Below are 23,695 nucleotides of genomic sequence, written 5' to 3'. Positions count from 1 at the left end.
CTCACTCAAAACCATTGATTTTTCATTTAATCAAGCGTTAAAAATATCATACATGGTTTTCGATGCAAATTAACACTCGGTCACATTTTTTTATAAAACACAATGAAGTTTGCACATGATGAAACAAGATGAGCACCTGATGACCTCACGTCGGTTTGTACCGATGTTTTTTACCCAGTTTTTTGGCGCATTAAATGATAATGTTTTTAAGCAAGCTTTATTATTAGTGATTACTTATGGATGGATTCAGCAACAATCTGCCCCTGTAAGCACTCTTAATAATTTGGCAGCTCTCTTATTTATTCTGCCATATTTCTTTTTTTCAGCCACAGCTGGACAAATCGCCGACAAATACGAACGATCTCAACTCGTCCGTGGTATTAAAATTTTAGAAATCATCATTATGCTCATCGGTACTGCGGGTTTCCTGTTAGGAAACTTATGGCTACTTCTTTTTGCTTTATTTTTGATGGGTACGCATTCGACGTTCTTCGGCCCGATTAAATACGCAATTTTGCCTGAAATCTTAAAACCGAACGAGTTAATGTCGGGTAATGCGCTATTTCAATCCGGTACATCCATGGCGATCTTATTCGGAATGATCTTAGGTGGTGCCGTAATTGCCTCATCAGATGGTAATTTATTGTGGATTAGTATCACCGTAGTGGCTATTGCTTGCATAGGCTATTTATTTAGTCGCTTCATTTTGCCGCAAAAAGTTGCTGCACCTGACTTAAAGATTGACTGGAATTTCATCCGTACCAGCTTTCAAACCATTAAATATGCCAAAAGCTTACCGTTAGTATTCACAATTTTGCTAGGCAACTCTTGGTACTGGTTTTATGGTGCGACCTATTTAACTCAAATTCCACAGCTTACCCAGCAAAACCTTCATGCATCAGAAAATGTCGTTAGCTTGTTACTGACTTTCTTTTCAGTCGGTATTGGTGTGGGTTCTCTTCTTTGCCGTAAAATTGGTGGTTCAGAAATTAATATTAAAATGGTGCCGATTGGTGCAGTTGGCCTTACTGTTTTTGCGATCTACCTTGCTGCCAGTTTAGCTTTTGTACCAGAAAGAACTGGGGCATTACTTACCTTAAAAGACGTTTTCACCCAAGGCTGGGTTTACTACCATGTCATGATTGCTGTGACTTTATTGGGTATTAGTGGCGGTTTTTATATTGTTCCCCTATATGCCATGATGCAGGCTTATTCACCACGTTCACATCGTGCACGTGTTGTTGCAGCGAATAACATTTTAAATGCTGTATTCATGGTTTCTTCTGCAATTTTTTCAATCTTAATCTTAAGTGTTTTAAAAATTGATATTAAAATACTATTTATTATTACAGCTGTACTTAGTGCAATCTTTAGTATCTGGCTTCTCGCTAGACTAAAACCAATGCTTGCCACAGCCCACCTTTCTTTAGAGGACTAATTTATGCGCCACTATACTGGAATTGATCAACTTATTAACTCATTTGATCAGGCATTGCGTAGTCTTGTTCCGGGTGCAACAGCAGCACAGCGTCAAAATCCAGCTGAAACAGTAGAAACAAAACTTGGTGTAGAAGATGCTCGCCATGTCGCAGGTTTAATGCGTGTTAACCACAGTGGTGAAGTATGTGCTCAAGCACTTTACCATGGGCAAGCATTAACGGCGAAATTGCCAAATGTACGTCAAGAAATGCAACAAGCAGCGATTGAAGAACAAGATCATTTAGCTTGGTGTGAAGATCGTTTAAAAGAATTAAACAGTCATACAAGTTTGTTAAACCCAATCTGGTACGGGTTGTCATATGGCATGGGTGCCCTTGCTGGTATTGCAGGTGATAAATATAGCTTAGGTTTTGTTGCTGAAACTGAGCGTCAGGTTAGTCTGCATTTGCAAGATCATTTAAACCAGTTACCCGCTCAAGATGAACGTTCTCGTAAAATTTTAGAGCAAATGAATGAAGATGAATTGCATCACCGTCATACTGCACTTGAAGCAGGCGGTGTTGAATTACCGCATGCAGTAAAAATTACGATGACTGCTATTTCAAAGTTAATGACAAAAACGAGTTATTATCTTTAAAAACCAAAGGATTGATCTCATTCGGATCAATCCTGTTTTAAATATTATTTTAAGCCGTGATCATATTTGAAACGTTCGATATCTCGAATTGAATTCCAATAGTTTCTGTTAATACGGTCACGATCAATTTGTAATTCTCTTAAAAGCTTACGATAACGCTCACGCTCTTCTGGCTTTAATTTTTCGTTATAAGCACTATCAGAATATTGCTTAAACTTTTCATCATAACGGTCATATTCATTTTTTGCATTGTAGTAATCTGAGGCAGCTCGATAATAAGGTCTTAAACGATTACGCTGCTCGATTGGGCATACATTAATATTGCCGTTACCCTCTAAAGCGTTATAAAAAATATTTGATGGCTGGCAATAATACCCTAAGCCCTCTTTATACCCACGTTCATATGACTTTTGATCTGGAACAATATTGGCTTTTCCACACGCTTTATAATATTGATCTAAACGTGGCGAAGACCCCTTTGAACCATCTTTCTCACCCACTAATGACCAATTCGCAGTCTTACATTCTTCTACGCTCATTGCAGCACAACCTGAAAGGCTGATTGCTAAAATGGCTAAACCGATATTTTTCATATTAAGAAAACTCAAAAATAAAATTTAAAAACGCAAAAAATAAAATTCCAGTACATGTGCTATATAAGCCTTGCTCAATTCAAGATTTATAAATAAATGTTTAACTGGATAAGCATTTAAGTTTAAAGCAGTTTGACCATCTCACCAAATGAGAAGCTTAAATTTTTAGCTTTGTTTAATTTTAAAAAGAGAAATCAGTAGAATTTTATAATGCGCTGACTGCTCTTATACGCTAATTTTACTTTAAAAATTGATAATAAGAATTAGATTCAATGCATTGATTATTAACAAATAAAAACAATAAAACCCATAAAAAAATCTTTCATCATTTTACTCTTTTTTTACGAGATTAAAGTCAAAGGCTACGTTAGGATTTTAGCTAAATAACCACCAAGGTTTTTTATAATGAGTACGCTTATTTACCCAAATTTAAACTTAAAAGATCCTCACTTTAAGGCATTTAAAATATCAGATAATTTTATTCCTCCGACACAATCTGATACTTTCCAATCAGATCTTTTTTTAAAAGAAGTTGATGAATATTTAAATTTATATCCTCACACTCAGCACATTGATATTTGTCTACATGACTTAAACGGGCATATTCGTGGCAAACGTATTGATGTTAAGAGTCTGAAAAATCTATCTAATGGATGTTATTTTCCTCTTTCTGTTTATGCCATGAGCCTTGATGGGAAAGTGATTGAAGAAACAGGCTTGGGAAAATATATTGGTGAACCAGATAGACTTTGCCTGCCCATTTTAGGCAGCTTGCAACCAAGTGCCTTATCCCCAGAATTAAATGCTCAGCTTTACCTATCCATGCAAGAAGAAGATGGTACAGACTGCCGCTATGAACCACGTAATATATTAAAAAAATTATTAAATCAGTTACATACTAATAATTATTTTCCTGTCATGGCTGCCGAGCTAGAGTTTTACCTTTTCTCACCTCAGCATCAGTCTGAAACCTGCATAGAAAACCAATGTTTCGATATAGATGCACCGAATAGCTATCAGCAAGTCCTAGATGAGGTTGAGAAAGCAGCCTTACTACAATCAATTGAAATTACCGCAATTGTTGCGGAATCATCCCCTGGACAATACGAATTAAATCTTCAACACAGCCATGACATTTTAAAACTCTGCGATCAAATTAATGCTTTAAAAAGAATTGTAAAGCAAGTCGCAAGAAAACATGACTTAACTGCTTGTTTCATGGCGAAACCGAACTTGGCAAAAGCTGGTAGTGGTATGCATTTTCATATGAGTATGCTTAATCAATACCATGAAAATATATTTAGCTCAGAAGTACAAAAAGATGAGCTTTCAGCCAAATTATTGAGCGCGATTAGTGGCCTAATTGAGTTAATGCCTGCATCTATGGCGATTTTAGCGCCTAATATTAATTCTTATAGACGTTTTAAAATTGGTCATCACGTGCCATTAGAAGCCAATTGGGATACTAACAACCGAAATGTTGCAATCCGAATTCCATGCTCAGATGTACAAAATCAACGCTTAGAATATCGTGTTGCTGGAGCTGACTGTAACCCCTATCTGGTTACAGCGACTATTTTAGCGGGCGCGTCTTACGGCTTATCTCATAAGTTACCGCTGCCAAAACCTGCACATCTTTTAAAATTTCAAGATGAGCACATTTTATTAGCCAACAATCAGCCGGAAGCCTTAAAAATATTTAAAGGAAGTCTTATTTTAAAAGGGTATTTAGGGGCAGACTTTGTAGAACATTGGTACACGGTTAAACAGGCTGAATATCAAAATATTTACAGTCAAATGACTGAAGCAGAACAACATTGGGATATATAAATAAAAAGAGCAAAAAAACTATAAACCACTTTGCAAACCCTTAGGGAGAAATACCCTAAGGTTTTTTTTATATCTAATTAATGATTTTTCTGTTTAGCTAAAAAACGTAACCCAACACCTGGTTCAGTAGCAATATAACGTGGCTGAATCGCGTTATCCCCCAGTTTACTGCGTAACTTGCCCACTAAAATACGTAAATAGTGCGTATCTTCCTGATGGGTGGGTCCCCATAGCTCTTTTAAGAGCTGAGGCTGTGTTAAAAGCTGCCCTTGATAGCGCATTAATAACGTCAAAAGCTGAAACTCTTTTCGAGTTAAAGTAATTGGTTGTTGCTCGATCCAAACTAAACGTTGCATGACATCAACCTTGAGATAACCATCGTCATACACATGTGCTTCTTGTTGAATCGGTTGATTTCTTAAAATGACACGTATGCGCGCCAAAAGCTCTTGCACACTAAAAGGCTTGGTCATGTAGTCATTTGCGCCTGCGTCTAGCAAGGCAACTTTTTCATATTCATCAGCACGTACAGATAACACAATAACGGGAACATTCGACCAGCTACGTAATTCTTGAAGGACTTCTTTTCCATCTAAATCAGGTAAGCCTAAGTCTAAAATAACCAAATCGGCCCCTTGGGTTGCCAAAGCCTCTAGACCTTTGTAACCTGTTTCGCAAAGCGTGGTTTTGTATTTTTGAGTTCTTAAAGCAATGTCTAAAAATTTACGGATTTGAGGCTCATCATCAATAATCACAATACGTGTTTCTACAGGTGAGGTTTCGGAACTTATCATGAATTTACAACTTATTCTTTTACTGGGTGAATGGGTAATCTGATTTGAATTAAAGTACCTTTATTTTGGCGCCCTGAAAATGCTTCTATTGTACCCATATGAGCACCAATAATCGCTTTTACGATTGTAAGCCCTAAACCTGTACCAAATTTTCCACGGTCTCCACGCTCCATAGTATAAAACATATCAAAAATGCGGTGTCTTTCGTCTTCGGGGATTCCAGCACCTTTATCTTCAATTTCTATTTTCACCTCATCTTCTGACACAAGATGAGTACGAATCATGACTGGTTCATCTGGAGGTGAAAAGTTTGCCGCATTTTCTAAAACATTAAAAATAGCCTGTTCTACCAGTGCTGGGTGAACATACAAACTAATCGGTTGCTCAGGTAACTGAACTACTACTTGTGTATCTGGTTTATAGCGCTTTAAACGGCGAGTTGCCGAACCAATTAATTCATCTACGCCAATCCAGTCTCTCTTTAAAGTTAGACCTTCATGTCCCAAACGGGTCATATCAAGCAAGTTTTGAATATAACGGTCTAAGCGTTCACCTTCTAAATGAATTGTTTCAAGCAGATCTTGTTGGTCTTGTTCTGTCATTTCAGCTTTAAAATTGGCAAGTGTGTCTGCTGCCCCAATAATAGAAGCGAGTGGCGAGCGTAAATCATGCGATACCGAAGATAATAAAGCAGAACGTAAGCGCTCTGTTTCACTGGTGACTTTTGCTTGTTCAAGCTCATTCACCAATTGGGTTCGAAGTACTGCCTGTGCAATATACTCAATTACACTTTCAGTCAGTTTCTTTTGCTCAAAATTTAAGGAAACCACTTCATCCTTAAAGTAAATTCCCACAATACCTAGGCTATTTTTTTGTTCTAAAAGAGGTAAAAACCACCAGTTTGATTGACTCAGCGTATCAGTAAAACGCCCACATGGCTGCTTGTGTTTCAAACACCATTCTGCGGCTACTTTTTCTTTATCATTTAGCTCAATATCAGATGAAATTACCTTATCTCGAATAGAAATCCACACTTTAGTTTGAAGTTGTGTTTCTAAAGTCATACGTCCTGTTTGCATGACTTCTTCAAGATTTACTGCACTAGAAAGCTTACGTGCCAAGTCTTGCATTACCCTAGTGTAGGCATTGGCAGCTTTTAAAGATAAAACTTGCTGGCGTAACTGAGAAGCCAAACGCCCGGCAATTAAAGCTGCTGCAAAAAAAGCCACAACGGTGACTACCCCTTGGTGTGCTGAAATCTGAAAGGTATAACGCGGGGCAATAAAGAAAAAATTATAGGCTAAGAAACAAATAAGAGCAGCCACTACTGCAGCTAACATTCGGGTTTTCGTTGCAACAATTAAAACAGAAATAATAAAAATGACAGAGAAGTCTTCAATACCAAATAGAACTTCGGCGAAGTGAGCTAGAAAAATGCTACCGCACGTCACAGCTAAAACAAAAATACTTTCTTTTAATGATAAAAATGAAGGTTTTTCGAGCTGATTAATCTTTTTAGTGCCCTGTTCTGGGTGCAAAATGGTTAAAGCAATCGAGTTTTCTTGATTTAATAATTGCTGAGCTAAATTTTTCTTAAATAACTTTAACCACCACGGTGAAATACTTTTCCCAATGACAAGATTGGAAATACCTCGATCAACGGCGGCATCCATTAACACTGATGCAACTCGCGGCCCATATAAAACTTCAGTTCGACCACCTAGTTGTCGAGCTAGCTCAAATGCACGGTCAATCTCGATGTATTCTTTTTTATAAGAACTCACTGAACTCTGCCCAAAGTCCAAACTTCTATCAACATTTACTACAGTCCATGTAGCCCCATTACGTTCTGCTAAGCGGCAGCCTGCTCGCACTAAATATTCAGAAGAGCCTTGCCCATCTATCGCAATCATCAATTCATTTTGTAACGATATAGATTTCAAACCCTTTGAGGCATAACTCTCTTTTAAATCTGAATCGACATGCTCAGCAACGCATTGCATTGCCAGTTCACGTAATGCCGTTAAATTTGAAATGCTAAAAAAGCCTTGTAATGCCAGATTTGCTTGCTCTGGCACATAGACTTTTCCTTGATGGAGCCTTTCAATAAGCTCACTGACGGGTAAATCTATTAAGCGAATGTCTCGAATACGATCCAATACCCGATCTGGTACTGTTTCATTTACTCGAATGCCCGTAATTTGGTAGACCACATCATTCAGGCTTTCTAAATGTTGAATATTTATAGTGGTAAATACATCAATACCAGCGTCTAGCAACTCATTAACATCTTGCCACCGTCGTTCATGACGACTATTTGGGACGTTGCGATGAGCCAATTCATCAACCAAAACAATTTTTGGATGCCTAAGTAAAATAGCATCCAAGTCCATTTCTTCTAAAATATGCCCCTGATATTGCATTTCTTTTCTAGCAATCTGAGGCAACCCTTCCAAAATTTTTAGAGTTTCGATTCTTCCATGGGTTTCAACAATACCAACAACAACATCTGTGCCCTGTTGAAATAATTCTTTGGCGCGGGCAAGCATGGCATAAGTTTTTCCTACACCAGGTGCCGCACCAAGAAAGACCGTTAGTCGACCGGCTTGATATCTGTTGACATGATTTAATAAGGCCTCAGCCTGATTTTCGCGATTGCTTTGCACTTGATATCATCCGGTAAACTAACAACTTTATTTTTAAGTTAATGTGTAGATTGTAATTGATCTAAAGCAATATTGAGCTGTAATACATTAACACGAGCTTGCCCTAGTACACCAAACTGCTTCGGTTCAACATACTTTTGCAAAAGCTCTTCCACAACCTTAGGATCTAAATGACGAGCTTGAGCCACTCGAGCAACCTGTAACTGAGCAGATTCAGGACTAATATGCGAATCAATACCACTACCAGATTTAGTCACCAAATCACTTGGTATAGGTGTATTGCCCGTGTGATCTTGTTTTTTCACAGCAAGAATCTGAGCATCAATTTGTTGCTGTAGTTCAGGATTAGTACGCGCTAAGTTTGTACCTGCCATCGCCATCGGGTCATAAGCAATTGCTGAAGGACGCGGATGAAAATAAGCCTCTCCAACAAATGGCTGAGCAACTAATTTTGACCCTAAAACTCTATGATCTATTTCAATCAAACTACCATTCGCTTGATTGTTAAATAACACCTGTCCCGCACCTGTAGCGATAGCACTATAAGCAGCGCCACAGCCAACTAAGGTAAAAATTAATAATCCCAAAGATGCTCTTAAGGTCTGACCTAAATTTGCTTCTGAATTTTGTACATAAATTTTCATTTCAAACTCCAGATTACAAACCAAATAATTGAACAATCACTACATCAATTGCTTTAATGGCAAGGAATGGCAGAACCACACCGCCCACACCATAAATCAACATATTTCGACGTAATAACTGAGTTGCCGTTGAAGGTTTAAATTTGACGCCTCGGAGTGCGATTGGAATTAATAGCGGAATAATAATCGCGTTAAAAATTAATGCAGATAAAATCGCGCTGTTTGGACTTGCCAAGTGCATTACATTCAATACTTGCATTTGTGGAATCGCAGCAGCGAACAATGCAGGCAAAATGGCAAAGTATTTAGAGACGTCGTTTGCCAACGAAAATGTTGTTAAAGCGCCACGGGTAATCAGCTGCTGTTTCCCAATCTCGACCACAGCAAGTAGTTTGGTTGGGTCTGAGTCTAAATCGACCATATTGCCAGCTTCTTTTGCAGCTTGTGTACCTGAATTCATGGCTAAGCCAATATCGGCTTGAGCTAATGCTGGTGCATCGTTGGTTCCGTCACCGACCATTGCAACTAAACGACCTTGTTGTTGTTCGGTGCGAATACAAGCTAATTTGTCTTCTGGTTTTGCTTCGGCAATATAATCATCTACACCAGCTTCAGCAGCAATCGCGGCCGCAGTTAATGGGTTATCACCTGTAACCATGACAGTTTTAATACCCATTTCTCTTAAACGAGCAAAACGTTCTTTAATACCGTGTTTAATCACATCTGAGAGTTCAATCACACCCAACACATGATGTTGATTAGCGACGGCTAAAGGTGTTGCTCCTTTTTTGGCAACTTGTTCAACACGCGCTTTTAATTCTAAATCTTGAGAATAATCTTCATCTACAAATTTCAAGATTGCATCTAATGCACCTTTACGAATTTGGTCACCATTCGGTAAATTCACACCAGAAATTCGGGTAGAAGCACTAAAAGAGATAAATTCGGCTTGCTCAGGTTCTTGCTGTTTTAGCCCTTGCTCTTTTGCTAACTTAACAATCGATTTCCCTTCTGGTGTTGGGTCGGCAAGTGAACTTACCCAAGCAGCAGCTCTCAACTCAGACTCGGTTACCGAAGTTAAAGGATAAAAAGAGGTCGCTTGACGGTCACCATAAGTAATGGTTCCTGTTTTATCGAGTAAAAGCACATCAATGTCACCCGCAACTTCTACTGCTTTACCTGATTTCGCCAAAACATTGGCTTTAAGTGCACGGTTCATACCCGCAATCCCAATCGCAGGTAACAAGCCACCAATGGTTGTAGGAATCAAGCAGACCAATAACGCCACGAGCACGACTGGATCAAGTTCAATATGCAAATACTTGGCAATAAATGGCAAGCTAATCACGACAATTAAAAATGTGATTGTCATTACCATTAACAAGAAGCCAAGCGCAATCTCATTCGGAGTTTTCTGGCGATTTGAGCCTTCGACCAAAGCAATCATACGGTCTAAGAAACTTTGACCAGATTCAGCAGTCACTTGCACAACAATACGATCTGTAAGTACTTTGGTTCCGCCAATAACACCTGAACGGTCTGTTCCAGCTTCACGTAGCACGGGTGCTGACTCACCTGTAACAGCCGATTCATTAATAGTGGCAAAGCCTTCTACAATCTCACCATCAGCTGGAACAAGCTCACCTGCATGTACTTCAATGAAATCATTTAAATGAAGTTCAGTCGCTGCAACTTGAGTAGCTTGACGGTCTGTCAAAGAGTTGAGTCTTCGAGCCATTAAATTTTCTCTTGCTGCACGTAGTGAAGATGCCTGCCCACGGCCTCTAGCCTCTGCAACTGCTTCGGCATAGTTAGCAAATAAAATGGTAATAAACAGAATTGCTGTAACCACTAAACCAAATAACAGCGTGGTGTAACCTAAGATTGTACTAATGCCTGTAACCACTGTTCCAAGCCATACAATTGCCATCACAGGGTTTTTAATTGCATGCTGCGGTAGCAGTTTCACAAATGCATTTTTCCAAACTTCAAAATTTGGCACTGCCATGGTTTGTTTATGGCTATTTACATGAGTTTGTGTATTCATTTTCACTCGCCTCCTTAGCCTTTAACCAACAAAAGTTGATCGGCAATAGGCCCAAGGACAAGAACTGGCATAAATTGTAATAAGGTAAGCAACACAACAATCGTAATCAGCGTTAAAGCAAAGGTTGGAGTTTCAACCTGAAGACTACCTGCTGTTTCGGGTGCTTTTCTTTTTGCTGCTAAATGTGTTGCAATCATTAATGGCAAAATTAATGTCGGGAAACGTCCTAACAGTAGAGCAATACTACAAGTAACATTCCACCATACAGTGTTGTCTCCAAGACCTTCAAAACCTGAACCATTGTTGGCAAATGCAGAGACATATTCGTAGAACACTTGGCTAATGCCATGTGGTCCCGGATTACTAATTCCAGATATGCCTGGAACGCTGAGGCTTAATGCGGTAAAGGCAAGAATGACTAAAGGTTGAATCAAAATAATAATCGCGAGCAACTTAATTTCTGCGGCTTCAATCTTGCGCCCAAACAATTCAGGGGTACGACCTGTCATTAAACCTGCAATAAATACTGCGAGTAACAGATAAATCATAAACTGTTGCAGACCACAGCCCACACCACCCCAAATGGCATTAATCAGCATGTTAATGAGTTCGACTAAACCGGTAAGCGGTGCAGAAGAATCATGCATCATATTGACCGAGCCGTTATTTACCTGTGTAGTAAGCGCTGCCCAAACTGCTGATGCTGCTGGTCCAAAACGTTGTTCTTTACCTTCCATTACGGCAAATTGAGATGCTGTCGATGACATACTCTCAGACCAGACAGCCGCTGCACCTGAAATAATTGACATGAAAAGCATGCTGCCAAAGACAAAGTAAGCAAACTTTTTACGCTGAGTAAAATGCCCGACCATAAAAATGACTGTAATTGGAATAAGTAAGATCGCAATCATTTCTAGTAAATTAGAAAATGGTGTAGGATTTTCTAAAGGCACAGAACTATTTGGACCGTACCAACCACCACCGTTACTACCTAATTGCTTAATCGCCACCATTGGCGCAACTGGTCCTAAAGGAATTTTTTGAATTTCAACGCTATTGGCTTTATCAATAAGTTGTACTTCTGGCCCACCTTGGAAAGTTGCTGGCACGCCTTGGCTGTTAAGCAACAATGACCAGACAAAACAGAGTGGAAGCAAGAATCGGACTGTAGGGCGAATTACATCTGCCCAATAGTTACCAATTAAAATTTGATCTGGCTGCTCAGCAACATCTGCCGTAATATGGCTTGGACGCTGATAAAAGAAAGCTCTTAATGTCGCAACAACCAAAGCCAGCCCCATCATTGGAGTAATGACTTGCAAACCTACAATACCTGTCATTTGCGACAAATAAGATAACTGAGCCTGACCAGAATAATGCTGTTGGTTGGTGTTTGTTAAAAATGAAATAACAGTGTGTAGTGCTAAATCCCAACTCATATTTGGTGCATGATTTGGGTTTAATGGTAGCCACGCTTGCGTCATAAAAATAGCAAGAATAGCCACAGCAAGAAAAATACAGCTCACAACAAATGCTAAAGAATATTGTTTCCAGTTCATTTGTTGTTGTGGAGATACACCTAACAAGCGGTATACAGGATTTTCAATCCAACGAAATAATCCATCACACCACATCGGCTGATTTGCCATCACTTTGGATAGATATTTACTGAGGCACCATGCTAGAAAAATAGCAATAAATAAAACAAGTATAAGTTCTAACATGGTTATTCTCCTCTATACCCCTTGGCTTGATTTGCCAAACTGGAAATAAGGAGAGATGGAGAAATATCATTTGTTTTAAGTCCGCATAAGACAATGCCAGACTGATGCAAGATGCGCATTTGAGAATTTATAAGCATCTTTATTTTCCTGAAATAACACTAATTTAGTGAATTTCAGTATCGATAAAATGCCCGTAAATTCTCTATTGAGGAAGTCAAAGCCCGCGTAAAGTTTGCGTAAAATTTAGTTTGAAGGGTATTAAACTTTAAAATTAACGACTGGATAAATCATGCTATCAGCCTTTAAGGTTTCACAATGCCAAAGTTCATATAAAGGAATTTTTACATCGAGTGCCAAAGGTAGCTTTTTAGAATTAAATTGCATATGATCCAGATCACTTCCCCATGCAATCAAATCTACATCTAAAGAAATATGATGCGACGGACGAACACGCCCCGAATCTGACTCAAGTTTCTTTAGAAAAGATTCAATTTGTTCACACGATAAATTGCTTTTTAATAGACATGCCGAATTCCAATAATCATCTCCAATACCATCTCGGCATGGAATTTGATAAACAGATGAAAACTGCACTTTCCCCAAAGTTGCCAATTGCGTATAAGCAAAAGTAAAGTGCTGATCTGCGTCTAAATTACTCGCTAGGGCGAGCGCAAAAATTGTTTCTGGTGCGTTCAAGACGAATTCCTACAGCATTTGCTTCTGCAATGATGGCTGGCTTACGGATGGTTATGGTAATTTTTTCAATTGATGGAAAGGTTTCAAACAAACATTGTAAAACCAAATGTGCTGCATGCTCGATTAATTCAGGTTTAGCTTGTTGAATGGTTTGAGCCGATAACTCACAAATCTGGGCATAGTTGAGTGTGTCCTCAAGCTTGTCAGACTCTGCTGCTCGGCTCAAATCATTATGGATGGTTAAATCCAACATTAAAGGTTGAATGATTTGTCTTTCCCAGTTGAAACAGCCAATCACTGTCTCAACTTTCAAGCCTTCAATAATAATGGCATCCATAAATTTAAACTGACCTTAGTGCTTTAACAACGAAGCAGGTTCCATATTTTGAACCATTTTCAAACGCTGGTCTGCATAAATATCAGTATATGGTGCGAGTACGCGCATAAAACGATCGAAATAAAGCATTTGCTTAAATAATAAAGCAAAATCACGTGGGAATTTAATCCCATGACGCTCACCTACACCGACCATATCCATCATAATGTCATTTAAATCGGCTGGATTTGAAGACAATATCTGTTGCGGATCGGCCATTAATACGCCATTAAACAAACGCTCTAGATCTTGAGCCAACACCTGAACGTCAATTTTGTTATGGGTCATACCCATTTTCAGCATATTTTCAGCCATTGCCTGATAATCAGTTTTTTGTAAGGCATCCATAAATGCAATACATGCAGTCCAAACTTCAGGTTTTAACTGGCCGACGATACCAAAATCAATAAAACCAATACGCCCATCTTCAAGCAACATTAGGTTCCCAGCATGTAAGTCAGCATGGAAACTCTTACATAGCATGAGACTACCAAACCATGTATTCATGGCAGTAATCAGTACTTGCGATGGATCTTTAGCATATTGTTTTACGACACTAAAGTCAGTCAAAGACACACCGTATAGGCGTTGCATGGTCAAAACACGGCGTGTAGAAAACTGATGATAAACTTTAGGCGCTGTCGCTGCTTTATTTTGTGAAATATTAAGATATTCCACAAAATCATCTAGGTTTTGTGCTTCTTCAATGAAATCGACTTCACGGACCATACGGCTTTTAATTTCATCTACAATTTCAGAAAGAGCTGCGAATTTGATCTTTGGTACAGCACGTTCGAGCAGCTTGGCAGCCCAATGTACTACACTTAAGTCTGTATATAAAATGGTTTCAACACCAGGCTTTTGTACTTTGATAACGACATCTTCACCTGTGGTCAGCTTAGCTGCATGAACCTGAGCAATTGACGCAGAAGCTAATGGCTTTTCATCGATATAGCTAAAAATTTGGCTTAAATCACGCCCTTCAAATTCAGACGCAAGCACACCTTGAATATAACTAAATGGGAGTGTTGGTGTCTGGTCTAAACAACCTTGAAATTCTTCTACATATTCACGTGGGAAAAGCGATGGCGTACTCGCAATAAACTGACCAAGCTTAATATAAGTTGAGCCAAGTGACTCAAAAGTCTCTCGCATGAGTTTGGCATTACTTGGTTTTTCAGTTGCGTATTTAATTCCAGCTTTGGCCGCAACCACTGCTGTTTCACCAATGCGGGCGACTGAACGCAGCCCATCAAACAAAATATTTTTTTTCATATTTCTTCAAAACCAAATCATTCAGGTTGAGTGTAGCAAATTTTGTTTAATTTACTGATTAGCTTGCCTGACAAAGTGGGCAATTTACATCTTTATCAAAACTAACAATACGTTGTGTCATATTTAAACCATCCCACAATAATAGTTTCTGCTTTAAAGGTACACGATTTAGACCTAAATACAGCAAAGTGTGATGTGCTTGTAATGACGCGATCATTACAGGAGTAGTTGCAAGTACCCCTGACTCTGCACAGCGCAGCCCTTCATTGCTATGCTGTTCTTTCGGAAAAAGACATTCATAACAAGCTGAATCACCTTCAACCATAAACATTTGCGCCTGAAAACCAATTGCTGAAGCGCTAATTAATGCGACTTGATGTTTCTTACAAGCTGCGTTTACCAAATAGCGAGTTGTAAAATTATCACAGCCATCTAAAACCACATCTTGGTGTTCAACAAGTCTATCAATGTTATGTTCGTCTAAACGTTCGTTATAGTATTCAACACAGATATAAGGGTTAATTTTCTGTAAACGTTTAGCCAAAATTTCTGCTTTGTAACGACCAATATCTTCATGACCAAATGCGATTTGTCGTTGTAAATTACTTATCTCGATCGTATCTGCATCAATCAGTGTAATTTTCCCAACCCCTGCTCGCGCTAGTAACTCCGCACTGCTACATCCTATTCCACCAGCACCAACAATCAGCACATTAGCAAGTTTGAGTTTTTCCTGAGCTTCAATATCCCATCCATCAAGTAAAATCTGACGGCTATAGAGATGCATTTCTTCATCACTTAACTCTACAAAATCGATATCTTGAAGCTCGGTCACGCGTTAATCCTTTCACTTAGAAGCCAAGTGATTTTATGACTAAGTTAATCATTATGAAAGCTATAAAATGGAAACAAGTTTTTTATTCGGTTAATACCCTATCACATTACTTCTCTCACACTTTCTGCAACAATAAGACTATCTATTTTCTGTATTACTTAGGCTAAATATGTCTCAATCATATATTGCACCTGTAGAGTTAGAAAAAGCTTATCGTTTGTTAAATCATGGTCCGACTGTCCTTGTTTCCGCGCAACATGGTGACGACCGCAATGTAATGGCTGCCGCATGGGCATGTGCCTTAGAATTCAAGCCAGCCAAAGTGTCCGTTGTTCTCGACAAAAGTACTAAAACACGCCAGCTCGTTGAGCAAAGTGGTTATTTCACCTTACAAGTTCCTTGCTATGCACAGCTCGATCTGACTCATCAACTTGGAACCATTAGTAAATTGGATGATCCAGAAAAACTTGAGCATTGCGGTGTTGAGCTATTCTATCAAGAAGGTCTTACGAGCCCACTTGTAGCAGATTGCGTCGCATGGCTTGTATGTAAACTTATTCCTGAACCGCATAATCAATCAGCTCATGATTTATTTATTGGTTCTGTTGTAGGTGCATGGGCAGATAGCCGCGTTTTTAGAGATGGGCACTGGCACTTTCAAGATGCGCCGAAAGAACTTCGCAGCCTGCACTATATTGCAGGTGGAACTTTTTATTTGATTGGTGAGGAAGTCAAAGCTCAAATTTAATCATTAAAAAGCGAGATTCATTTAATTGCAAAAAACCGCATAACAATTGCGGTTTTTTGCAGTCAACGACATTTTTTAAAATCTAATACTTAAACTTGAGCCACTTCACGAGCAATCACCAAGCGTTGAATATCAGAAGCACCTTCATAAATCTGGCTTACACGAACATCACGATAAATTCTCTCTACAGGGAAATCACTCACGTAGCCATAACCACCATGAATCTGGATTGCATCCGAACATACTCGCTCAGCCATAGTAGACGCAAATAGCTTTGCCATTGAGGCCTCTTTTAAACAAGGCAGCCCAGCATCTTTTAAAGTTGCAGCATGCAAAACCAACTGATGCGCAGCTTCGATCTGGGTCGCCATATCGGCTAAACGGAAACCAACCGCCTGATGCTGAACTAATTCGACTCCAAAGGCTTTACGCTCATTTGCATATTGCACCGCTGCATCAAAAGCCGCTCTTGCCATACCTACCGATTGAGCTGCAATACCAATACGTCCAGCTGCCAAATTAGATAATGCAATTTTATAACCTTCACCCTCTTGCCCCACTAAATTTTCTAAAGGAATTCGGCAGTCCTCAAAATTAATAGTGGCTGTATCTGAAGCATGTTGGCCCATTTTATCTTCAATACGAGTGACCAAGTAACCTTGTGTATTGGTAGGTACAAGAAAACACGAAATCCCTTTTTTACCAGCTTGTTTATCTGTGACCGCAAACACCAAAGCCACTTGGGCATTTTTACCACTAGTGATAAATTGTTTGACGCCATTGAGCACCCAATGGTCGCCATCGCGTTCAGCTTTACATAAAATCGCGCTTGCATCTGAACCGACATGTGGTTCAGTTAAACAAAAGCATCCTAGCCATTCGCCAGATGCAAATTTTGGTAAATATGTTTGTTTTTGCTGCTCTGAACCGTATGCCAGTGTAATACCGCAAATCAAAGAATTTTGTACACTGACGATAGTCGAAATAGCACCATCGCCTGCGGCAATTTCCTCAATTGCGAGTACCAAAGATACATAGTCCATTCCGGCACCGCCCCATTCATCGGGCACAGTCATCCCCATAGCGCCTAGTGCACCTAAATCTTTGAGTTCCTGAGCTGGAAATTCATGAGTTTTATCGCGATGTGCGGCTGTTGGTTTTAACTGATTTTGCGCATAGTTACGCATCATCTCCTGAACCATACTTTGTTCAGCATTTAAGATCATTTCAGCATCCTTATTTTTATTATTTTGCTGCCATACGAATTGCACCATCTAGACGGATGACTTCACCATTTAAGTAAGAGTTTTCAGCAATATGTGCCACCAAACGGGCAAATTCTTCTGGTTTTCCTAAACGAGATGGGTACGGCACCATTTGCCCTAAAGCATCTTGTACATTTTGTGGCATCCCCTTAAGCATTGGGGTTTCCATAATTCCCGGTGCAATGGTCATAATACGAATGGCATGTCGCGCAAGCTCACGAGCAATCGGCAAAGTCATCGCCACGATAGCGCCTTTTGATGCAGAATACGCAGCCTGACCAATTTGACCATCAAATGCTGCCACAGACGCAGTGTTAACAATTACACCACGGTCTTCTTCACCTTCTTCAACCGTGTTTTTACTCATTGCATCTGCTGCAAAACGCAGCATGTTAAATGTACCTGTAACATTAATATTTAAAGTCTTTGAAAATAATGCCAAATCATGTACGCCTTCACGACCAACTACTTTTGCAGAAGGGCCAATACCGGCACAGTTAACCAAACCATGTAAACGACCATGTTTTACTAACACATCTTTAAAGAACTGTTCAGCAGCCGCTTCATCGGTTACATCAAGTTTTACAAAGTCAGCTTTTGGCCCCAACTGTTTCGCTTGTTGCTCGCCTGCTTCTATATTCATGTCTACCAAGGTAACTGAAGCACCTTGCTGGACTAAATACTCAGCTGTTGCAGCACCCAAACCAGAGCCACCACCTGTAATTACGAAATGTTTCCCTTGAATTTTCATTATGTAATGTCCTATAGAAATGTTCTTTAAACTTAGTAGTGAGAGTAAAAGTTGTTGTTTTCCGATACAATTTCAAAAAGCCTCAAAATGTTTGCAGCTTTTGATCAATCCAAATTTTAAATATGCAGTATTTCACTTGAAATATATGAAGAAAATATGAGTCTTTGACATGGTTGTCCAATCTTCTTTAAGTAAAGGCACAATTTCGATTGCACTAGTACATGAAGCACTGAGTGCGGCTTATGCCAAAGGCCTAAATACACAAATAATTCTAAATAAAGCAGGCATCCCCGCTGAATTGCTTATGTCTCCAAAGGCACGTGTGCCTGTTACGACGTATGCCCAATTGTGGATAGAGCTTGCCAATGCCATGAACGATGAATTTTTTGGGATGGATAGCCACCCCATGCGTCGTGGAAGCTATAAATTACTGACTAAACTCGTCAGTACAGCTGAAACTTTAGAAAAAGCACTCTACGATATTTTGAAGTTTTTTAACTTTGTTTTAGATGATATGCACGGAGAACTCATTCGAGAACAAGACAAAGCTTATTTAGTGATTCATGATCATGGACAACCTAAACGTATGTTTACCTACGCAACCTTTTTAATATTAGTACACGGACTTATGTGCTGGTTGATAGACCAGCGAATTGGTTTAAATACTATTATGGTACGTTGTCCTAAACCTCAAGATATTCAGGACTATTTAGTTCGTTTTGGTGAAGATATTCAATTTAATGCTGAAGTAAATCGAGTTGAGTTCGATGCCCACTATTTAGATATTAAAATTAAAAAAGATAAAAAAGCGCTTTATGATTTTTTAGAGCAAACTCCGCAAAATCTTTTAGTTCGCTTTAAAAATGAAAATGCCTTAAGTGTACTTATTCGTCGCCATTTATTGAAACTCCACCCTGCACAATGGCCCGAACTTAAAGATGTAGCTCACCAACTCAATATTTCAGAAGCCACCGTTCAACGTAGACTGAAACATGAAGGTGTAAGCTATCAACAAATTAAAAATGAAATCCGCTGTGATATTGCTGTTCAACGCTTAAGCAAAACGAATGACTCAATTCAAGATATTAGTGAAGATTTAAGCTTCCATGACCCAAGTGCATTTCACCGTGCTTTTAAAAAATGGACAGGTGTCAGCCCAGGTGCGTATCGAGATAATTTAACTGCACACAAGCAATAACATATACATCGAATAAAGCTTAAGGCATTAGAGCTTAAGCTTATGATATTTATGTATTTTAAATTCAATATTTCAGATAAACGCTTTATTTAAAACTTAATAATATTCATAAAAACAGTGTTTTATAGTTTTATTCAAACTTTTATCTTTCAAACTGATTTATAAATCAAAATAACTAAGTTCATAAGCCTCTAAACACGTGAAAGGATGATCTCTTATTTCATTTCGGTTTTATTTTTATCATGTCTTTAAAATCAAAATTTTCTCTACCAAAGACTTTGTTGGCATCAACATTGGGGTTTGTATTTACTTCATCTGCTTTTGCAGCAATTCCGACTACGCTTAAGCTTGATTATGCTTACTATGCACCAACTAGTTTAGTCGTTAAAGATCAAAAACTTCTCGAAAAAGCACTGCCAAATACCCAAATTAAATGGGTTTTTAGTCAAGGTAGTAACCGCTCATTAGAATATCTCAACAGTAACAGCATCGATTTTGCTTCTACCGCTGGATTAGCTGCTGTATTAAGTCGAGCGAATGGTAGTCCAATTAAAACTGTTTATGTACAAAGCCAACCGGAATGGACCGCGCTTGTTATCGCAAAAAATTCACCAATTAAAAGCCTAAAAGATTTAAAAGGTAAAAAAATTGCAGCTACCAAAGGAACCGATCCTTTCTTATTTACACTACAAGCACTAGATACTGTCGGTTTGAGTAAACGTGATGTACAACTGGTTCATCTACAACACCCAGACGGCAAAACTGCATTAGAGCGTGGCCAAGTAGATGCTTGGGCTGGACTTGATCCATTAATGGCTTCTGCTCAAATTCAATCGGGTGCCAAATTGCTTTATCGTAATGTTGGATTTAATAGCTATAGTGTACTGAGCGTTAAAGAAGATTTTGCAAAGCAAAGCCCTGAAGCGGTAGAGGCCGTTATTAAAGCCTATGAACAAGCCCGAAAATGGGCAAAAGCCAATCCAGATAAAGTGGCAGCACTTTTAGCTCAAGAATCAAAACTTCCTCTACCTGTGGCTAAACTACAACTGAGCCGAACCAACTTCGATCAAAGCATTCCATCAGCAACTCAAGCACAAGCGCTAAAACGTTCTGGGAAAATTTTGACTGAAGAAGATTTGGTTAGAAAAGGTACTAACGTCAATCAAGTGGTTGATCAGTTGCTAGACCCACGTTTTGCTCAAAAAGTCGTGAAATAGTATATGAGTGATTCACTTAACAAAGCTGAGCTAAATCACTTCTTAGCTCAGCAGGCTTTAAAATCTGAGAAAAAGCATCTAAACCATAAATTTACACTGTGGTTTAAAGCGCTACTCATTCCACTTATCTTTTTAACGGCTTGCGAGTTTTTAGTCAGAAATGGCTATATCGATGCTTATCTACTGCCTGCACCTTCTAGTTTATGGCAATCTTTTTTAGATTTAGCTCATAGCGACCTGTTTGCTCATATTTATATTAGTACATGGCGTGTTCTGTTGGGCTTTATTATAGGAAGCGGTTTAGGTTTAATTTTTGCGATTTGGGTTGGATTAAGTAAAGAAGCAGAAGCTTATTTAGAACCAACTTTTTCAGCAATTAAATCAATTCCAAGTCTTGCTTGGATTCCCCTGTTATTGCTTTGGTTAGGAATTGATGAAGGTTCTAAAATTACATTGATTGCAATCGGAGCATTCTTTCCAACCTATACCAATACAGTTGCAGCAATTCATAATGTAGATAAAAAGCTCATTGAAGTTGGAAAAGTTTATCGGCTTAATGCTTTTCAGCGGATTATATCTATTATTTTACCGGCAGCCTCTCCAGGCATTTTAACGGGTTTACGCAACAGCTTAAGTTTGTCTTGGATGTTTATGATTGCAGCTGAACTGATTGCAGCCACTCAAGGGATTGGCTATTTACTCAGTGATGGCCGAGAAACGTCTCGACCTGATATTGTTATCATTGCAATTATTTTATTGGCGCTATTGGGTAAAGTAACCGATACCTTAATGAAACTTATCGAAAACTGGTTATTACGTTGGCGAGATACACTACAAAAGTAATTTTAAATCCAGCATGCCAAAGTGACTCGATCATTTTGGCCATAGTCTTGAATGGTTTTAATCTCACTAAAACCATGCTCTGTGAAAATATCTCGAACTGCTTGTCCCTGATCATAACCATGCTCTAGTGCAATCCAGCCTTGCGGTTTTAACCAGTTTTTCCCTTGAGCAATAATAATTTCAATATCAGCCAGTCCCTGATGATCTGCAACCAATGCACGGCGTGGTTCTGTAGCCAAAGCTTGCATGTGTTCATCTTCAGGGTCAATGTACGGCGGATTAGAAACAATTAAATCAAACTTTTGTGGTTCAAGTGCGTCAAACCAAGCGCCGCAGGCAAATTTCACACGTTGCAAATCATGTGCTTGTGCATTTACTTTTGCGACTTCTAAAGTAGGCGCATAAATATCAGTTGCCGTGACTTGCCAATCTGGACGTTCACTTGCTAATGCAAGCGCAATTGCACCTGTTCCCGTTCCCAAATCAACAATATTTGCAGTATTTGGCAAATTTAGATTTAAAACGGTTTCAACTAAAACTTCAGTATCTGGACGTGGCACTAAAGTATCAGACGTTACTTTTAAATCGAGCGTCCAAAATGGCTGTGAACCCGTCACATAAGCTAAAGGCTCACCATTTTGGATACGTTCTAGACCAGCCAAGTAATCTTGCTCTTGTTTGGCAGTTAACTCTTGCTCAAGTCTAAACTTTAATTCAAGCGAATTGATTTTTAGAAAATGCTCAAGTAACCAAGCATTTTCTTGCCGTTCATAACTGTCAGGCTCACCACGAATTGCAAGCGCTTGAGCAATATTCATTAGCCGCCATTTTCCTGTGCAAGCATCGCAAGCTGATCTGCCTGATATTCACGATGTAAGCTATCGAGCAATTCAGTTAAATCACCTTCCATAATCGCGTCTAACTTATATAAAGTTAGGTTAATACGATGGTCCGTCATACGACCTTGTGGGTAGTTATAGGTACGGATACGTTCAGAACGATCACCAGAACCAACCAAATCACGGCGCATCTCAGAAGTTGCTGCGTCGGCTGCTGCACGTTTAGCATTTTCTAAACGCGATACTAACAATGCCATCGCCTTAGCTTTGTTTTTATGCTGTGAACGCTCTTCTTGACACTCAACGACTGTCCCGGTTGGAATGTGAGTGATACGCACCGCTGAATCGGTTTTGTTAATGTGCTGACCACCCGCACCTGATGCACGGTAAGTATCGATACGTAAATCTGCCGGATTAATTTCAACGTTGGTATCAACATCAATTTCAGGCAAGATCGCAACTGTACACGCTGATGTATGCACACGACCTTGTGATTCAGTGGCTGGAACACGTTGCACACGGTGAGCACCACTTTCAAACTTTAAGCGACCGTAAACGCCATCACCATCTACACGGCAAATAACTTCTTTAAAGCCACCATGCTCGCCTTCATTTTCAGAAAGGACTTCAATACGCCAGCCTTGTGTCTCGGCATATTTGCTGTACATACGGAACAAATCACCAGAGAAAATCGCAGCTTCATCACCACCTGTTCCAGCACGGATTTCTAAATAAGCCGCATTAGAGTCATTTGGATCTTTTGGAATCATCAAAATGTTGAGCTGGCTTTCTAATTCTTCAAGCAATGTTTTATTGGCTTGAATTTCTTCTTCTGCCATATCTTTAAAGTCTGGTTCAGACTTCATCATTTCAGCAGTTTCAATATCTTCTTCTGCTTGACGGTATTTGCCCCAAACTTCGGTAATTTCAGATAAATCACTATGTTCACGAGACAATTTACGGAAACGTTTGTTATCGGAGATCACTTCAGCATCTGCAAGCAATGCAGTAAGTTCTTCATGTCGATCACAGAGTTGATCAAGTCGTAAACGGAGTGACGCTTTCATAAGAGGAAATATCTCAAAAGTCCAAAAAGCTTATCGAAGGCTATGTAAGTATAGAAGATAAGCAAAATCGTAAAAATAGCGCATAGTTTACAGATTATGCTGCTTAAATGACATATATAATCAGCCAATTCATCAACTTTCCCAATAAGTAGAGGCGTATAAATATAATGATTTCGAATAAGTTTTATTTACTTGCCTATAATTTGGCTG

General features: G+C 39.1%; 21 protein-coding genes. 7 read left to right on the top strand and 14 right to left on the bottom strand.

The genetic code is table 11. The annotated features are described in order from the left end of the window. Window positions 1–115: 115 nt before the first annotated feature. Both lplT and coq7 read left to right on the top strand, forming a co-directional pair. Window positions 116–1,438 carry an MFS transporter gene (gene lplT, locus F928_RS08200; RefSeq protein WP_025469663.1) on the top strand — a complete coding sequence of 441 codons (1,323 nt, stop codon included), beginning with the start codon at window positions 116–118 and terminating at the stop codon, window positions 1,436–1,438. Between the two features lie 3 nt (window positions 1,439–1,441). After that, window positions 1,442–2,077, top strand: coding sequence for a 2-polyprenyl-3-methyl-6-methoxy-1,4-benzoquinone monooxygenase (gene coq7 / locus F928_RS08195; RefSeq protein ID WP_005073619.1), 636 nt, complete (start codon window positions 1,442–1,444; stop codon window positions 2,075–2,077). A gap of 44 nt (window positions 2,078–2,121) precedes the next feature. Here the strand turns inward: coq7 and F928_RS08190 are convergent, their stop codons facing one another. Beyond that, the gene (locus F928_RS08190) at window positions 2,122–2,670 is read right to left on the bottom strand and encodes a DUF2799 domain-containing protein (RefSeq protein ID WP_005073618.1); all 549 of its coding nucleotides are present in this window, start codon (window positions 2,668–2,670) and stop codon (window positions 2,122–2,124) included. Between the two features lie 405 nt (window positions 2,671–3,075). Here F928_RS08190 and puuA point away from each other — a divergent pair, with 405 nt between their 5' ends. Beyond that, entirely contained in the window at window positions 3,076–4,500 is a 1,425-nt protein-coding gene (gene puuA / locus F928_RS08185) for a glutamine synthetase family protein (RefSeq protein WP_005073617.1), read from the top strand. 77 nt (window positions 4,501–4,577) lie between these two features. Here the strand turns inward: puuA and kdpE are convergent, their stop codons facing one another. The 9 genes from kdpE to moeB form a co-directional block, all read right to left on the bottom strand. Further along, window positions 4,578–5,294, bottom strand: coding sequence for a response regulator (gene kdpE, locus F928_RS08180; protein ID WP_000625746.1), 717 nt, complete (start codon window positions 5,292–5,294; stop codon window positions 4,578–4,580). Between the two features lie 11 nt (window positions 5,295–5,305). Beyond that, window positions 5,306–7,960, bottom strand: a complete 2,655-nt coding sequence (gene kdpD, locus F928_RS08175; protein ID WP_005073616.1) for a sensor histidine kinase — start codon at window positions 7,958–7,960, stop codon at window positions 5,306–5,308. Window positions 7,961–7,998: 38 nt separating this feature from the next. Beyond that, window positions 7,999–8,604: a potassium-transporting ATPase subunit KdpC gene (gene kdpC / locus F928_RS08170; RefSeq protein WP_005073614.1), complete on the bottom strand. Its 606-nt coding sequence runs from the start codon at window positions 8,602–8,604 to the stop codon at window positions 7,999–8,001. Between the two features lie 13 nt (window positions 8,605–8,617). Then, window positions 8,618–10,657 (bottom strand): potassium-transporting ATPase subunit KdpB, encoded by a 2,040-nt coding sequence (kdpB, locus tag F928_RS08165; RefSeq protein WP_078210461.1) that lies wholly within the window; start codon window positions 10,655–10,657, stop codon window positions 8,618–8,620. Between the two features lie 8 nt (window positions 10,658–10,665). After that, window positions 10,666–12,375, bottom strand: a complete 1,710-nt coding sequence (gene kdpA / locus F928_RS08160) for a potassium-transporting ATPase subunit KdpA (protein WP_005073613.1) — start codon at window positions 12,373–12,375, stop codon at window positions 10,666–10,668. Window positions 12,376–12,633: 258 nt separating this feature from the next. Then, window positions 12,634–13,071 carry a 2-amino-4-hydroxy-6-hydroxymethyldihydropteridine diphosphokinase gene (locus tag F928_RS08155; protein ID WP_000993399.1) on the bottom strand — a complete coding sequence of 146 codons (438 nt, stop codon included), beginning with the start codon at window positions 13,069–13,071 and terminating at the stop codon, window positions 12,634–12,636. Beyond that, a complete protein-coding gene (gene folB / locus F928_RS08150; protein ID WP_000338783.1) occupies window positions 13,028–13,408 on the bottom strand; it encodes a dihydroneopterin aldolase in 381 nt (126 codons plus the stop codon). The genes F928_RS08155 and folB overlap by 44 nt, the downstream gene beginning before the upstream one ends. Before the next feature lie 15 nt (window positions 13,409–13,423). Next, window positions 13,424–14,722, bottom strand: coding sequence for an ABC1 kinase family protein (locus F928_RS08145; RefSeq protein WP_002119658.1), 1,299 nt, complete (start codon window positions 14,720–14,722; stop codon window positions 13,424–13,426). Window positions 14,723–14,780: 58 nt separating this feature from the next. After that, complete coding sequence (moeB, locus tag F928_RS08140) at window positions 14,781–15,557, bottom strand: HesA/MoeB/ThiF family protein (RefSeq protein WP_002119624.1); 777 nt, start codon at window positions 15,555–15,557, stop codon at window positions 14,781–14,783. Window positions 15,558–15,726: 169 nt separating this feature from the next. Between moeB and F928_RS08135 the strand changes: the two genes are divergently transcribed. After that, window positions 15,727–16,305: a flavin reductase family protein gene (locus tag F928_RS08135; protein ID WP_005073612.1), complete on the top strand. Its 579-nt coding sequence runs from the start codon at window positions 15,727–15,729 to the stop codon at window positions 16,303–16,305. Window positions 16,306–16,394: 89 nt separating this feature from the next. Here the strand turns inward: F928_RS08135 and acads are convergent, their stop codons facing one another. Together acads and F928_RS08125 are read right to left on the bottom strand one after the other, a co-directional pair. Next, complete coding sequence (gene acads / locus F928_RS08130; protein WP_005073611.1) at window positions 16,395–17,531, bottom strand: acyl-CoA dehydrogenase family protein; 1,137 nt, start codon at window positions 17,529–17,531, stop codon at window positions 16,395–16,397. A gap of 19 nt (window positions 17,532–17,550) precedes the next feature. After that, window positions 17,551–18,321 (bottom strand): 3-hydroxyacyl-CoA dehydrogenase, encoded by a 771-nt coding sequence (locus F928_RS08125; protein WP_002119591.1) that lies wholly within the window; start codon window positions 18,319–18,321, stop codon window positions 17,551–17,553. 169 nt (window positions 18,322–18,490) lie between these two features. Between F928_RS08125 and F928_RS08120 the strand changes: the two genes are divergently transcribed. The 3 genes from F928_RS08120 (at window position 18,491) to F928_RS08110 (ending at window position 21,579) form a co-directional block, all read left to right on the top strand. Continuing rightward, a complete protein-coding gene (locus F928_RS08120; protein ID WP_002119595.1) occupies window positions 18,491–19,519 on the top strand; it encodes an AraC family transcriptional regulator in 1,029 nt (342 codons plus the stop codon). A 242-nt stretch (window positions 19,520–19,761) separates the two neighbouring features. Beyond that, complete coding sequence (locus F928_RS08115; RefSeq protein WP_002119732.1) at window positions 19,762–20,736, top strand: aliphatic sulfonate ABC transporter substrate-binding protein; 975 nt, start codon at window positions 19,762–19,764, stop codon at window positions 20,734–20,736. A 3-nt stretch (window positions 20,737–20,739) separates the two neighbouring features. Continuing rightward, window positions 20,740–21,579 carry an ABC transporter permease gene (locus tag F928_RS08110; RefSeq protein ID WP_002119681.1) on the top strand — a complete coding sequence of 280 codons (840 nt, stop codon included), beginning with the start codon at window positions 20,740–20,742 and terminating at the stop codon, window positions 21,577–21,579. Window positions 21,580–21,581: 2 nt separating this feature from the next. Here F928_RS08110 and prmC read toward each other — a convergent pair whose 3' ends face one another. Together prmC and prfA are read right to left on the bottom strand one after the other, a co-directional pair. Next, window positions 21,582–22,397: a peptide chain release factor N(5)-glutamine methyltransferase gene (prmC, locus tag F928_RS08105; protein ID WP_005073610.1), complete on the bottom strand. Its 816-nt coding sequence runs from the start codon at window positions 22,395–22,397 to the stop codon at window positions 21,582–21,584. Beyond that, window positions 22,397–23,485, bottom strand: a complete 1,089-nt coding sequence (prfA, locus tag F928_RS08100; RefSeq protein WP_005073609.1) for a peptide chain release factor 1 — start codon at window positions 23,483–23,485, stop codon at window positions 22,397–22,399. Before prfA ends, prmC begins: the two co-directional genes overlap by 1 nt. Window positions 23,486–23,695: the final 210 nt, after the last annotated feature.

Origin of the sequence: Acinetobacter pittii ATCC 19004 = CIP 70.29 (assembly GCF_000369045.1) — a bacterium.
Classification (GTDB): Bacteria; Pseudomonadota; Gammaproteobacteria; order Pseudomonadales; family Moraxellaceae; genus Acinetobacter; species Acinetobacter pittii.
This window is presented reverse-complemented; position numbering and strand designations above follow the sequence as displayed.